13 protein-coding genes and 1 pseudogene are annotated in these 12,940 nt (G+C 69.2%); 7 read left to right on the top strand and 7 right to left on the bottom strand.

Annotated features, from left to right (window positions below; all coding sequences use genetic code 11):
- Positions 1–8: 8 nt before the first annotated feature.
- The gene (locus DDF62_RS05355; RefSeq protein ID WP_244286708.1) at positions 9–533 is read right to left on the bottom strand and encodes a homogentisate 1,2-dioxygenase; all 525 of its coding nucleotides are present in this window, start codon (positions 531–533) and stop codon (positions 9–11) included.
- Between the two features lie 11 nt (positions 534–544).
- Positions 545–2,572, bottom strand: coding sequence for a TonB-dependent receptor plug domain-containing protein (locus DDF62_RS05350; RefSeq protein ID WP_116488126.1), 2,028 nt, complete (start codon positions 2,570–2,572; stop codon positions 545–547).
- Between the two features lie 120 nt (positions 2,573–2,692).
- On the opposite strand from DDF62_RS05350, the gene DDF62_RS05345 reads away from it, so the two are divergent.
- From DDF62_RS05345 to DDF62_RS05320, 7 genes and pseudogenes are all read left to right on the top strand, one after another.
- A complete protein-coding gene (locus DDF62_RS05345; protein WP_116488125.1) occupies positions 2,693–3,334 on the top strand; it encodes a glutathione S-transferase family protein in 642 nt (213 codons plus the stop codon).
- A 15-nt stretch (positions 3,335–3,349) separates the two neighbouring features.
- Positions 3,350–3,493: pseudogene (locus tag DDF62_RS26590) on the top strand (hypothetical protein); the annotation flags it as partial.
- 206 nt (positions 3,494–3,699) lie between these two features.
- Positions 3,700–5,292: a flavin monoamine oxidase family protein gene (locus tag DDF62_RS05340; protein WP_116488124.1), complete on the top strand. Its 1,593-nt coding sequence runs from the start codon at positions 3,700–3,702 to the stop codon at positions 5,290–5,292.
- Positions 5,293–5,294: 2 nt separating this feature from the next.
- Positions 5,295–5,729 (top strand): c-type cytochrome, encoded by a 435-nt coding sequence (locus DDF62_RS05335; RefSeq protein WP_116488123.1) that lies wholly within the window; start codon positions 5,295–5,297, stop codon positions 5,727–5,729.
- A gap of 39 nt (positions 5,730–5,768) precedes the next feature.
- Positions 5,769–5,945 (top strand): hypothetical protein, encoded by a 177-nt coding sequence (locus DDF62_RS05330; RefSeq protein ID WP_101718037.1) that lies wholly within the window; start codon positions 5,769–5,771, stop codon positions 5,943–5,945.
- 27 nt (positions 5,946–5,972) lie between these two features.
- On the top strand, positions 5,973–6,506 hold the full coding sequence (locus tag DDF62_RS05325) for an AAA family ATPase (RefSeq protein WP_116488122.1): 534 nt from the start codon (positions 5,973–5,975) through the stop codon (positions 6,504–6,506).
- Between the two features lie 3 nt (positions 6,507–6,509).
- On the top strand, positions 6,510–7,004 hold the full coding sequence (locus DDF62_RS05320; RefSeq protein ID WP_116488121.1) for a GNAT family N-acetyltransferase: 495 nt from the start codon (positions 6,510–6,512) through the stop codon (positions 7,002–7,004).
- 182 nt (positions 7,005–7,186) lie between these two features.
- Here the strand turns inward: DDF62_RS05320 and flhA are convergent, their stop codons facing one another.
- The 5 genes from flhA to fliG all read right to left on the bottom strand — a co-directional run bounded on the left by flhA (position 7,187) and on the right by fliG (position 12,940).
- Positions 7,187–9,304, bottom strand: a complete 2,118-nt coding sequence (gene flhA / locus DDF62_RS05315; RefSeq protein WP_116488120.1) for a flagellar biosynthesis protein FlhA — start codon at positions 9,302–9,304, stop codon at positions 7,187–7,189.
- A gap of 142 nt (positions 9,305–9,446) precedes the next feature.
- Positions 9,447–10,832 carry a sigma-54-dependent transcriptional regulator FlbD gene (gene flbD / locus DDF62_RS05310; RefSeq protein WP_116488119.1) on the bottom strand — a complete coding sequence of 462 codons (1,386 nt, stop codon included), beginning with the start codon at positions 10,830–10,832 and terminating at the stop codon, positions 9,447–9,449.
- A gap of 95 nt (positions 10,833–10,927) precedes the next feature.
- On the bottom strand, positions 10,928–11,260 hold the full coding sequence (gene fliN, locus DDF62_RS05305; protein ID WP_058346608.1) for a flagellar motor switch protein FliN: 333 nt from the start codon (positions 11,258–11,260) through the stop codon (positions 10,928–10,930).
- Between the two features lie 5 nt (positions 11,261–11,265).
- Positions 11,266–11,913: a FliH/SctL family protein gene (locus DDF62_RS05300; RefSeq protein ID WP_116488118.1), complete on the bottom strand. Its 648-nt coding sequence runs from the start codon at positions 11,911–11,913 to the stop codon at positions 11,266–11,268.
- Between the two features lie 10 nt (positions 11,914–11,923).
- Positions 11,924–12,940 (bottom strand): flagellar motor switch protein FliG, encoded by a 1,017-nt coding sequence (gene fliG / locus DDF62_RS05295; protein WP_058346610.1) that lies wholly within the window; start codon positions 12,938–12,940, stop codon positions 11,924–11,926.

Raw genomic sequence — 12,940 nt, 5'->3', positions numbered from 1 at the left:
CCGTCACGTCAGGGCTTGCGGGCGACCATGATCGGCAGCTCGGCCTGGGCGTTGGCCGAGATCTGGATCAGGTAGTCGCCGGGCGAAAGATCGAAGGTCACCATCTTGCGCACGGTCGAGCAGGCCGGCCCCCGACCGTGGGCGGTCGAGCGCTGGGCCGCGCCGTCCTTCAGCACGTCGATCCAGGCGCCGGTCCCCAGGGCGATCACATAGGAGCCGGCCGTGTCGACCTTCAGCGAGAACAGGCCGCCCTTGCTGACCGTGCCGCCGGGCTTTTCCGGCTGGACGGCGTAGGCCACGTCCGGCGTCGGCGACAGCGTGGCGGCATAGGCCTGGCCGGGCGCCAGCGAGACCTTTGGCAGGTCCGCGACCGAGGTCGCAGCCGTCAATGGCGACTTGGCCGCCCAGGCCGAAAGCTCCGGCGGCAGGCCGGCCTCGACGCCGGGCGCGCAAGCCGCGTCCGGCTGGGTCTGGGCCAGGGCGGCGGGCGCAGTAAGGGCGAGGCCGGCGGCGAGGATCAGGGCAAGACGCATGGCGGGGCTCCTCAGAACTTGACCCGCAGGTCGGCGCGGAAGTTGCGGCCTTCCTCGGGGAAGCCGTCGACCAGCTGGTACTTCTGGTCCAGCAGGTTGCGGGCCCCGAGGATGACGTCGATCTTCGGCGTCACCGTCACCTGGGCCGTCAGATTGGCCAGCACATAGCCGCCGGTGCGGTAGTAGCGGGCGGGGCTGACCAGCGAGCTCGAGGTCACCGTCCAGCGCTTCGACGCCGCCTCCACGCTGGGCGTCAGCGACAGGCGGTCGTTCAGCGTCCAGTCGGCATAGAGGAACAGCTTGTGGTCCGGCGTGCCGGTCGGACGGAAGGCGGCGTTGGTCGGGTCGGTCAGCTTGCGGTGCAGGTAGGTATAGTTGCCGCCCAGGGTCAGATGGTCGCCGGCCTTGAAGGTCGCCGCGCCTTCCAGGCCGTAATACTCGCCGTCGCCGGCGTTCTTGGTCTGGTTGACCGTGCCGTAGGGCGGGCCCAGCGCCACCGGGATCAGGATCAGGGCGTCGCGCACGTCGCTGTAGAACACCGCCCCCTCGATCTTCAGCAGCGGGGTGAAGTCGACCGAACCGCCCAGCTCGTAGTTGATCGCCCGCTCGGCCTTGACGTCCGGATTGGGCACGGCCTGGCCCATGCGGGCGCTGTAGCGCTCGAACAGGGTCGGAAAGCGGGCGCGCGACGAGACGCTGCCGTGCAGCTGCACGTCGGGCAGCGGCCGCCAGACCAGGGCCGCCTGGCCGTTCCAGGCCACGTCGTCGGTCAGCGGATAGAAGACGAAGGCGTTCGAGTTGTAGTCCTGGGCGGTGACCAGGTCGCGGCGATCGCGCGACACGCCGACCACCAGGTCGACCTTGTCGCCGAAGCGCTGGGTGTCCTCCAGGGCGACCGAGGTGGTGTCCTCGATCACCGTCTGGCGCGGTTCGGTCGCGGCGGGGGCGAAGCTCTGCTGCCACTCCACGTGCTCGTCGCGACGATAGAAGGCGGCGGCCTTCAGGGTGTTGCTGGCGGTGACGTCGACGTCCAGCTCCAGGTTCCCGCCATAGGCCACGTCGTCATAGTAGGAGCGGAACGCCCGCCCCAGGGTCTGGCTGTTCTGGCGGGCGTTGTCGAAGGAGTAGAGCGCGTTCTCGAAGCTGTTGCGATAGACGCGGGCCTTCAGCACCGCGTTGTCGGCGATCTTCGTGCGGGTCAACAGGGCCAGGCTGTCGATGTTCCAGTAGGGCCAGGACCAGTAGCGGGTGCTGGCCGTATCGGTGACGTGATAGGGCGCGTTCTTCTCGCCCTCCTGGCGGGTGTAGGTGATCGAGTATTCGTCGGTGGCGTTGGGCGTGAAGCCGGCCTTGAGGTTGACCCGCCAGTCCTCGCTTTCGGAGTGGTCGCGATTGCCGCCGTTCTCCAGCGCCGTGGTCTTGTAGTCGTCGGGCAGCCGCCAGTGGGTGCGCTCGCTGCGCGCGCCGCTGGCCTGGACGTAGAAGCGGTCGGTCTTGCCGCCGATGCGGCCCGACACGGTGTTGCTGTTCAGCGAGCCGTCGCCGTCGAAGCCCGCGCCCAGCCGGATCTCGCCTTCGAAGGGCCGCGAGGGCTTGCGGGTGACCAGATTGATGGCCCCGCCCAGGCCGCCCGGACCGTCCAGCACCGAGACATAGCCCTTGGAGACCTGCACTTCCGACAGATCCGCCGTCAGGAAGCGCGCGAAGTCGATACGGTTGTCGGCCGGCAGGAACACCCGCACGCCGTCGATCGACAGGGTGGTCTGGAAGCGGTCGAAACCGCGGATGAACACCAGCCGCTCGTTGCGCGAGCCGCCGCTGGCGCCCGCCGCCGCGCCTGGGATCAGGTCGAGCGCCTGGTCGACGCTGGCCTTGTCGAACTTGCGCAGAGCCTCGCCCTTGACCGTGCTGCCGCCCACCGTCTCGCCGGCGGCATTGCGCGCGGTTACCTGCACCTCGCCCAGCGCATAGACGTCGCCCTGGGCGTGGGCGGCGCCGGCCAGCAGCGAACCGGCGAGCAGTACGGAGCGAAACAGCATGAAATCCCCTCGTTATGTAACTCGACTACATAACGAGTCGCCGCCCGCCGCGCCTTGCAGATTTTCTCCGCCGGCCGCCGCGCCCGAAATGCTAGAAATCGCGGCGCCACGGAGGCCCGCATGCTCAAGATCACTGTGCTCAAGATATTGGGCCGCACCTCGTCGCTGAACGTCCGCAAGGTGCTGTGGACCTGCGGCGAGCTCGATCTCGCCTACGAGCGCGAGGACTGGGGCACAGGCTACGCCCCCACGAGCGATCCGGCCTTCCTGGCGCTCAATCCCAACGCCCTGGTGCCGGTGATCATCGACGAGCACGGGCCGCTGTGGGAGTCGAACACCATCTGCCGCTATCTCGCCTCGCGCCATGTCGGCGGCGAGGCCCTTCTGCCGACCGAGCCGCGTGGCCGCGCCGCCGTCGAGCAGTGGATGGACTGGCAGGCCACCGAGCTCAACACCGCCTGGCGCTACGCCTTCGCAGGCCTCGTGCGCCGCATGCCCGGCTTCGACGATCCGGCCCAGATCGCCGCCAGCGTCCGCGCCTGGAACGGCGCCATGGCCCTGCTCGATCGCCAGCTGGACCGCACCGGCGCCTTCGCCGCCGGCGAGACCTTCACCCTGGCCGACGTGGTGCTGGGCGTCTCGGTCCACCGCTGGGCCGCCTCGCCCATCGATCGCGACGCCCTGCCGGCCGTCGAGGCCTATTACGCTAGGCTGAAGACCCGCGAGGCGTTCCAGCCGTGGGCGGCGCCTGAGGTTCCTTAAGCCCCCACAAGCCGTCATCCCGGCCGAAGCGAAGCGCAGAGCCGGGATCCAGGGGCCAACGCGATGCGCCGGCCACGGCCTGAGCAGCGCCCTAACGCTGCACCCAGTCCCCTGGGTCCCGGGTCTACAGTCCGCTTCGCGGACCTCCGCCCGGGATGACGAACTTGAGGCGGTGAGTCGATCAACGCCCAGTCCTGCCCGTTTCCTGCGCAGCCCCATCGTCCGAACGCTGCGGAACCGTGATCTCCGAACCCATCCGCTCGCCCCGCGAACAAAGTGGGCGGCGGGGGCGACAGACGCCCTGCTTAGCTCGGCCCAGCGCCGCCTCGTCGCGGGCGGCGGCGAAGGGGATAGGGCCGAGCACAATGCCAGACGGAGTCCGCGTACCAACCAGAAGACAGCTCTTGACCGCCATCGCCCAGGTGGGCGGGACGGCGGCGCTGTACCAGGCCATGACCACCCTCGGCCACGCCGCCGAGACCCAGTTTCACGGCCCGCCGAACCTCGCGGGCGCAAGGCCCGGCGCCTCGGTGCTGGTGCTGGGGGCGGGCCTGGCCGGCCTGCTGGCCGCCTATGAGCTGACCCGCGCCGGCTACAAGGTGCGGATCCTCGAATACCAGGGCCGCGCGGGCGGCCGAAACTGGTCTCTGCGAGGCGGCGACACCTATACCGAGCTGGGCGGCGCGACCCAGAAGGTGGGCTTTGCGGCCGGCAACTACTTCAACCCCGGCCCTTGGCGCATCCCGCACCATCACCGGACCTTGCTTCACTATTGCAAGCAATTCGGCGTGGCGCTGGAGCCCTTCATCCAGTTCAACCACAACACCTTCGTCCATTCCTCGACCGCGTTCGACGGCAAGCCGGTGCGCTTCAAGGCCGCGGCGGCCGACTTCGAGGGCAATGTCGCCGAGCTGCTGGCGAAATCGATCAACACCAAGGCGCTGGACGACGCGGTCACGCCCGAGGACCGCGAGAAGCTGCTGGAGGCCCTGAAGGGCTGGGGCATGCTCGATGGCGACTATCGCTACGCCAAGGGCCTGCGCAGCTCGGCCCACCGGGGCTATGAGCGGCCGCCGGGCGGCGGGATCGACGGTGCGCCGATCCCGTCCGACCTCTACGCCCTGCACGACGTGCTCGACCCGCAGGTCTGGACCTCGATGGCCTTCTTCATGGGCCACGAGATGCAGACCACCATGTTCCAGCCCGTCGGCGGCATGGACATGATCGGCAAGGCCTTCGCCAAACAGGTCGAGGGCCTCGTCACCTTCAACGCCAAGGTCACGAAGATCGCCCAGGATGACAAGGGCGTGGCCGTCACCTTCTCCGACACCGCCACGGGCAAGGTCGAGACGGCCAAGGCGGACTGGTGTGTTTGCACCATTCCGCTTTCCATCCTCGGCCAGATCGACAGCGAGATCAGCGACGACCTGGCCGCCGCCATCAAGGCCGTGCCCTATTCCGGCCAGGTGAAGATCGGCCTGGAGATGAAGCGGCGGTTCTGGGAGGAGGAAGACTCCATCTACGGCGGCCACAGCTTCACCGACCAGGAGATCGCCCTGATCTCCTACCCCAACAACAACCTGTTCGGAAACGGGCCGGCCGTGCTGCTGGGGGCCTTCGCCCGCGAGATGGGGGCCTATCGCCTGGCCGGCATGACGCCGCAGCAGCGCATCGAGGTCGCCCTGCAACAGGGCTCGGTGCTGCACCCGCAGAGCTATCGCAAGGAATTTTCGAACGGCGCCTCGGTGGCCTGGAGCCGCGTGCCCTGGGCGCTGGGCTGCTGCGCCCGCTGGACCGAGGAGACCCGCAAGCAGCACTACCAGACCCTGGTGGCCATGGACCGGCGGATCGTGCTGGCCGGCGAGCACGCCTCCTACGTCGGCTGCTGGATGGAGGGCGCCCTGCTCTCGTCGCTGGACGCCATCACCCGCCTGCACAAGCGCGCCCTGGAGGCCTGAGCATGACCCGTCCCGTTCTCGCCGCGGCGTCGGCGCTCATCGCCGCCCTCGCCTGCGCCATCCCCGCCGTCGCCCAGGCCCCGCCGGGCGGCGACACCGGCGGCGGCGTGGTGCGCGTGCAAAAGCCGATCACCGGCCAGCAGGTCTACGAGGCCGTCTGCCAGGCCTGCCACATGGCCGACGCCAAGGGCGGGACCGGCGCGGGGACGATTCCCGCCCTGGCCGGCAACCCCAAGCTGGCCGCCGGCCCTTACGTCTCCATGGTGGTGGTGCGCGGCCAGGGCGGCATGCCGCCCTTCGCCGGCACGCTGGACGACGACCAGATCGCGCAGGTCGTCACCTATGTCCGCACCCACTTCGGCAACGCCTACGCCAAGCCGGTGACGGCCGCCGACGTAGCGAAGGTTCCGCACCCCGATCGGTCCGGAGGTCACTAAGCGCGGGCGCGGGGCGTCGCGGCGTGCTAAAGCGCGCCGATGAGCAACGAGACCAACGACGCCCCGCCGAACGAAACCCCGATGCAGCGCGCCCTGCGCCTGAAGAAGGCCGCCCAGGGCCGCCACGGCCATGGCCCCAAGGCTTCCAGCGGCAAGGTCGACAAGGCCGACGCCGTCGCGCCTACCGGCAAGTCGCGCCCCTGGATGACCCGCTAGACCAAGATCCCGGCCGGAGGACGACCCATGGCCGACAACTTCGTCCTGATCACCGGCTGCTCGGGCGGCGGCAAGTCCAGCCTGCTGGCGCAGCTGGCCGCCCGCGGCTACGCCGTCGTCGAGGAGCCTGGCCGCCGCGTCGTCCGGCAGGCGCAAGGACCCGACGACCGCGCCCTGCCCTGGAACGACCCCGCCGCCTTCGCCCGTCGCGCCGTCGAGCTGGCCCTCGCCGATCGCGAGGCCGCGCGCGGGCTGCACGGCTGGGTGTTCTTCGATCGCGGACTGGTCGACGCGGCCAGCGCCCTAGAGGCCGCCACCGGCGAGCCCGGCCTGCGGGCGCTGGATCGCGCCCACCGCTATCACCGCCGCGTCTTCCTCGCCCCGCCCTGGCCCGAGATCCACGTCGCCGACGCCGAGCGCCGCCACGGCTTCGACGCGGCGATGGAAGAATATGGCCGCCTGGAAGCGGCCCTGCCCGCCCTCGACTACGAGGTCGTCGTCCTGCCAAGGACTTCGGTCGCCGCCCGCGCCGACTTCGTCCTCGCCACCCTGGAAGCCTGAGCCATGCTGATCCGTCCCGAGCGCCCCGAAGACGTCGCCGCGATCGGCGCGGTGACCTCCGCCGCCTTCCTGGGCCGCCCCTACAGCAGCCAGACCGAGGCCCTGATCGTCGCCGCCCTGCGCGCGGCGGGCGCGCTGTCGTTGTCGCTGGTGGCCGAGGTCGACGGCCAGGTGGCCGGCCACATCGCCTTCTCGCCGGTCGATATCGAAGTCTCGTCGGGCGACTGGTACGGGCTTGGCCCGGTGTCGGTGAACCCTGACCAGCAGGGTACGGGCCTTGGCCAGGCCCTGATCCGCGAGGGCCTGAAACAGCTGGAAGCGCGCGGCGCCGCCGGCTGCGTGCTGCTGGGCTCGCCCAAATATTATGAGCGGTTCGGCTTCGTGGCCGACGAGGCCCTGACCTATGGCGGCGAAGCCTCGCCCTACCTGCAACGGCTGGTCTTCAAGGGCCGCCCGCCGCGCGGCGCGGTCACCTATCACACGGCGTTCGGGGCGTAGGCCTACCCCTTTTATCCCGTCATTCCCGCCCTTGTGGCGGGACCCCCTCTGTCAGCCGCAAATGTGATTGGGGCGGCGTGCAAGGCACGCCGTTTGCTCCTCACGTGCGTACTAGGCCAGAGGTTCCCGCCACAAGGGAGGGAATGACGGGAGTTAAAGGAGAAGAGCGAGCCCTAGCCGGCCTACACCATCCCCACCGTCTTCAGGCGGGCCCGGGGGTGGATCTCGTTCTGGCTCATCACCACGGTCTGGCCGCGGAAGCGCTCGATGATCGAGCGGACGTAGGGGCGGATGCCCGGGCTGGTCAGCAGCACCGGCGACTCGCCTTGCAGGGCGGCGCGTTCGAAGGTGTCGCGCACGCCGCGGATGAAGTCCTGCAGGCGCGAGGGGGCCAGGGCCAGTTGCTTGTCCTCGCCCGGCCCGATCAGGGCTTCGGCGAAGGCCTGCTCCCAGTCGGCCGACAGGGTGATGATCGGCAGGGCGCCGTCCTCGCCGCGGTTGGCCCAGCACAGCTGGCGGGCCAGGCGCGCGCGCACCTGCTCGACCAGCTGGGTGACCGAGGCGGTGTGCGGGGCGGCCTCGCCGATGCCTTCCAGGATCTGCGGCAGGTCGCGGATCGAGACGCGCTCCTTGAGCAGGGCCTGCAGCACGCGCTGGATGGTGGCGGCGTTGACGACGCCGGGGATCAGGTCGTCGACGAGCTTCTTCTGGTTCTCGGGCAGCTCCTTCAGGAGCTTCTGCACCTCGGCGTAGGAGAGCAGGTCGGCCATGTTCTCCTTGAGGATCTCGGTCAGGTGGGTGGTCAGCACCGTGGCCGGATCGACGACCGTGTAGCCGCGGAACGTCGCCTCTTCGCGCAGGTCGTCGGCGACCCAGGTGGCCGGCAGGCCGAAGGCGGGCTCGCGCACGTGCTCGCCGGGCAGCTCCACCTGGCCGCCGCGTGGGTCCATGGCCATCAGGTGACCCAGGCGCACTTCGCCCAGACCCGCCTCCATCTCCTTGATGCGGATGGCGTAGCCCTGGTTGGCCAGGCGCATGTTGTCGAGGATGCGCACGGGCGGCATGACGAAGCCGAACTCGGTGGCCAGGGTCTTGCGCAGGGCGCGGATCTGGTCGGTCAGGCGGCGGCCTTCAAGGTCGTTGATCAGGGTCAGCAGGCCGTAGCCCAGCTCGATCTTGACGTCGTCGATGGCCAGGGCCGCGCTGATCGGCTCTTCCTCGGGCTCCGAAGGCGCTTCGGCCGCGGCGGCCGCGGCCGCGGCGGCGGCCTCCTTGGCCGGGGCTTCCTTTGCCTGCTGGGCGCGGCGATAGGCCAGGAAGCCCGCGCCGACGGCCAGGCCCGCGAACGGCAGCAGCGGCATGCCGGGGATCAGGGCGATGACGCCCGACGAGGCCGACACCATGCCCAGGGCGACCGGGTTCATGGCCAGCTGGGTGGTCAGGGCCTTGTCGGCGCTGCCCTCGACGCCGGCCTTCGACACCACCAGACCGGCGGCGATCGAGATGATCAGGGCCGGGATCTGGCTGACCAGGCCGTCGCCGATGGTCATCAGGGTGTAGGTCGAGGCGGCCTCGCCCATCGGCACCTTGTGCTGGACGACGCCGATCAGGATGCCGCCGACGATGTTGATGCCGGTGATGATCAGGCCGGCGACGGCGTCGCCCTTCACGAACTTGCTGGCGCCGTCCATGGCGCCGAAGAAGGTCGATTCCTGCTCCAGCTCCTTGCGGCGGATCTTGGCCTGGTCCTGGTCGATCAGGCCCGTCGACAGATCGGCGTCGATGGCCATCTGCTTGCCGGGCATGGCGTCCAGGGTGAAGCGCGCGGCCACTTCGGCGATGCGGCCCGAACCCTTGGTCACGACCATGAAGTTCACCACCACCAGGATGATGAAGATGATCACGCCGATGACGAAGTTGCCCTGCATCATCAGGTTGCCGAAGGCGGCGATGACGGCCCCGGCCCCGTGGCCGCCCTCGTGACCATTGCCCAGGATCAGGCGGGTCGAGGCGATGTTGAGGCCCAGGCGATAGAGGGTCGCGACCAGCAGGACGGTCGGGAAAGAGGTGAATTCCAGCGGCTTCTTGATCAGCACCGCCGTCATCAGGATCAGCACCGAGCCGGTCAGCGACACGGCCAGCAGGATGTCGAGCAGCGCCGGCGGCACCGGCAGGATCAGCAGGACGATGATGCCCACGACGCCGACGGCCAGGCCCATCTCGCCGCGCAGGATCCCCTCCCACAGCGACCTGGCGCTGGGGATCGAGGAAGCGGCCTTGGGGGCGGCGGCGTCAGCCATGGAAAGCCTTGCTGCTGTGTCTAGGACGGAACCGTTCCGCTTGAAGCGATTTGTGGCGGCCCGCCATCTCCTTAATCGAAATTAGCCATGTTCGGCGCCGGACCGATCGTCGCGGGCGCCGAACAGATCCTACACTTGAGGTTTAGGCGGCCGCGCCGACGCCGCCCTGCGGCGGGGGCACGTTGACGCCGGCGTCGCCGTATTCCTTGAGCTTGTTGCGCAGGGTGCGGATCGAGATGCCCAGGATGTTGGCCGCGTGGGTGCGGTTGCCCAGGCAGTGCTCCAGGGTGTCGATGATCAGCGTCTGCTCCATCTCGGCCACGGTCTGGCCGACGAAGCTGCGGGCGACCGCGGCGCTCGCCACGGCTTCGGCCGCCGCCATCGAGGCGCCGCGGGCCACGGCCGCGTCGGGGGCCGGGGCCAGGGGCTGGCCGTCCGGCAGGCGGATGGCGAACTCCTCGATCTCGGCGCCGGTCGACAGCAGCACCGCGCGGTGCATGGCGTTTTCCAGCTCGCGCACGTTGCCCGGCCAGCGGTGGGCGATCAGGCGGCGCTTGGCCTCGGCCGAGATCGGCTTCAGGTCGATGCCGTTGGCGGCCGAATACTTCTTCACGAAGTGCTCGCACAGATTGATGATGTCGCCGGGGCGTTCGCGCAGCGGCGGCAGGGCCAGGTTCACGACGTTCAGGCGGTAGAGCAGGTCTTCGCGGAACACGCCTTCCTTGACCGCCTCGGCCAGGTTGCGGTTGCTGGTGGCGAGGATCCGGATGTCGACCTTGACCGGCTTGGTGCCGCCGACCCGGTCGATCTCGCGCTCCTGGATGGCCCGCAGCAGCTTGGCCTGCAGGCGCACGTCCATTTCCGAGATTTCGTCCAGCAGCAGGGTGCCGCCGTTGGCTTCCTCGAACTTGCCGATGCGGCGGGCCAGGGCGCCGGTGAAAGCCCCCTTCTCGTGGCCGAACAGCTCGCTCTCCAGCAGGTTCTCGGGAATGGCGGCGCAGTTGACGCTGATGAACGGCGCCTTGGCCCGACGCGACTTGGCGTGGACGTGGCGGGCCATCACTTCCTTGCCCGAGCCGCTTTCGCCGGTGATCAGGATCGAGGCGTCCGACGGCGCGACCTGGTCGGCCAGCTTGATCACCTGCTCCATGTTCGGGTCGCGGGCGATCATCGGACGGTTGTCGTCGGTGACGGCGGCCAGGACGGCGGCGATCAGCTCGGCGTCCGGCGGCAGCGGGATGAACTCCTTGGCCCCGGCCTTGATGGCGCCGGCGGCGCGCATCGGATCGGCGTCGACGCCGCAGGCCACGACCGGCACCCGGATGCGCTCGCTCTCGTTGGCGGCGATCAGGCCGGCGATGTCGAGGCCATAGTCGACCATCATCAGGTCGGCGCCCTGCCCGGCCCGCAGCGCGTTGGTCGCCTGCTCCGTCGTCTCGACGTGCGAAACCTTGGCCCCGGCGTTCATCGCCATCTTCACGGCGACCGAGAGCTGACCGTTCAGTTTACCAACGACCAAGAGGCGCATTGTCTTGTCTCCGGGCGGCCCTTCCGGACCGATCTTCTACTGCTTCGCCCTCTTTCAGAAGGCGCGGACTGGGGTGGACGGGGAGCCTCGGGCGATCAGCCCGCGGCGTCGCCGTCCTTGATGATTTCCGTCATGGTCACGCCCAGGCGCTCGTCGACGACGACGACCTCGCCCCGGGCGACCAGGCGGTTGTTGACGTAGATGTCGATCGCCTCGCCGACCTTGCGGTCCAGCTCGAGGATCGAGCCGGCCTGCAGCTGCAACAGCTGGGCGACCGACATGTTCGAGCGGCCGAGCACGGCCGAGATGTTGACCGGAACGTCGAACACCGGGGCCAGGTCGGAAGCGATCTTGTCGCTCAGCTCGACCGGGATTTCCGAGGCCAGCATGCCGCCGTTGAAATCGTTGAGGGTCAGGTCGTCGGACATGGCGGTCAGCCTTCGCTAGGAAGCAGGGGTTCGGCGTGCAGGCCCTCGGCCGCGATGGCGGCTTCCAGAGCCTGGGCGACGCGCTGCGCCGCCTCGTCGGGATTGAATTCGGCGCGGCCGTCGCCCCAGTCGAGGACGAAGGCGGCGGGCGGCTGGGCGCCGTCGGCGCGGGCGACGATCGCGCCCGGGAAACCGATGGCCTGAGCGGTCTGCTCCAGGGCCGCCTGGGTGCGCTCGACCAGGTGCGGCGCGACGCGGACGGAAAGCTTGGGCTGGGCCTCGACCTCGCGGGCCAGGGCCAGCAGGGCCGCCGAGGCCGGGGCCTCGGGGAACTGGTCCAGGGCCGCGTCGGCGATCTTGTTGGCGCAGGCCAGGGCCAGGCGGGCGGCGTGCTCGCGGTGCTCGTGGGCGACGGCCGCCAGGGTCGACATCGCGCCGTGCACGGCGTGGGCGATGACGTTCATGGCCTGGGCGGCTTCCTGCTCGGCGCGGGCGACGGCCGAACGCTCGCCCTCGGCGAAGGCCTCGGCGCGGGCGGCCTCGACCTCCTCGGGCGTGAAGCTCTTCTTCACCTTGGGGGCCTCGTAGGCCACCCCGCCACGGTCGTCGAAGACCGTGTCGAAGGCGAAGCGCTGATAGGTTTGGTTGCTCATCCCGCGCGCCTCAGTAGATCAGCTCGTCGTCGCTGCCCGAACCGGCCAGCATGATCTCGCCCTTGGCGGCGAGATCCTTGGCGATCTGGACCATGGCGACCTGGGCCTGGTCGACGTCCTTCAGACGCACCGGACCCATGCTTTCCATGTCCTCGCGCATGATCTTCGAGGCGCGTTCGGACATGTTGGAGAAGAACATCTCGCGCAGCTTGTCCGAGGCGCCCTTCAGGGCCAGGGCCAGCTGTTCCTTGCCGGTGGCGCGCAGCAGGGTCTGCACGCCGCCCGGATCCAGCTTCGACAGGTCCTCGAACACGAACATTAGGGCCCGGATGCGCTCGGCCGCCTCGCGGTTGCGCTCTTCCAGGGCGGCGATGAAGCGGGCCTCGGTCTGGCGGTCGAAGTTGTTGAAGATCTCGGCCATCATCTCGTGGCTGTCGCGCTTGGAGGTGCGCGCCAGGTTCGACATGAACTCGATCCGCAGGGTCTGCTCGATCTTGTCGAGGATCTCGCGCTGCACCGGCTCCATCCGCAGCATGCGGGTGACGCATTCCAGCGCGAAGTCTTCCGGCAGGCAGGCCAGCACGCGGGCGGCGTGGTCGCTCTTCACCTTCGACAGCACGACGGCGACGGTCTGCGGGTACTCGTTCTTCAGGTAGTTGGCGAGCACCGCCTCGTTCACGTTGCCCAGCTTGTCCCACATGGTTCGACCCGCCGGACCGCGGATCTCTTCCATCAGCTGGTCGACCTTCTCGGGCGCCATGAACGACATCAGCAGGCGCTGGGTCTGCTCGTAGGAGCCCATGATCGCGCCCGTCGAGCTCATGCCCGAGACGAACTCGACCAGCAGCTCTTCGACCACGCTGGCCGAAACCGTGCCCAGGCTGGCCATGGCCTGGGAGACTTCCTTGATCTCCTCGTCGTCCAGCGCTTCCCAGATCTTGGTGTGATCTTCACCCAGGGCGAGCAGGACGATGGCGGCCTTTTCGGGCCCGGCCAGCTTGGCGATGTCTGTGACGGCGGCCTTCAT

It is taken from the genome of Caulobacter radicis (assembly GCF_003094615.1).
GTDB classification, from domain to species: domain Bacteria; phylum Pseudomonadota; class Alphaproteobacteria; order Caulobacterales; family Caulobacteraceae; genus Caulobacter; species Caulobacter radicis.
Note: the sequence above shows the minus strand (reverse complement) of the source record. Positions and strands in the feature narration are given on the sequence as shown.

Coding starts and splice junctions, on each gene's coding strand:
- flhA (WP_116488120.1), bottom strand. CDS start 9,304: ATGGCTGACGCCGCCGCCCCCAAGGCCGCTTCCTCGATCCCCAGCGCC.
- DDF62_RS05330 (WP_101718037.1), top strand. CDS start 5,769: ATGAGCAACGAGACCAACGACGCCCCGCCGAACGAAACCCCGATGCAG.
- flbD (WP_116488119.1), bottom strand. CDS start 10,832: ATGCGCCTCTTGGTCGTTGGTAAACTGAACGGTCAGCTCTCGGTCGCC.
- fliG (WP_058346610.1), bottom strand. CDS start 12,940: ATGAAGGCCGCCGTCACAGACATCGCCAAGCTGGCCGGGCCCGAAAAG.
- DDF62_RS05355 (WP_244286708.1), bottom strand. CDS start 533: ATGCGTCTTGCCCTGATCCTCGCCGCCGGCCTCGCCCTTACTGCGCCC.
- DDF62_RS05340 (WP_116488124.1), top strand. CDS start 3,700: ATGCCAGACGGAGTCCGCGTACCAACCAGAAGACAGCTCTTGACCGCC.
- DDF62_RS05335 (WP_116488123.1), top strand. CDS start 5,295: ATGACCCGTCCCGTTCTCGCCGCGGCGTCGGCGCTCATCGCCGCCCTC.
- DDF62_RS05320 (WP_116488121.1), top strand. CDS start 6,510: ATGCTGATCCGTCCCGAGCGCCCCGAAGACGTCGCCGCGATCGGCGCG.
- DDF62_RS05325 (WP_116488122.1), top strand. CDS start 5,973: ATGGCCGACAACTTCGTCCTGATCACCGGCTGCTCGGGCGGCGGCAAG.
- DDF62_RS05345 (WP_116488125.1), top strand. CDS start 2,693: ATGCTCAAGATCACTGTGCTCAAGATATTGGGCCGCACCTCGTCGCTG.
- DDF62_RS05350 (WP_116488126.1), bottom strand. CDS start 2,572: ATGCTGTTTCGCTCCGTACTGCTCGCCGGTTCGCTGCTGGCCGGCGCC.
- fliN (WP_058346608.1), bottom strand. CDS start 11,260: ATGTCCGACGACCTGACCCTCAACGATTTCAACGGCGGCATGCTGGCC.
- DDF62_RS05300 (WP_116488118.1), bottom strand. CDS start 11,913: ATGAGCAACCAAACCTATCAGCGCTTCGCCTTCGACACGGTCTTCGAC.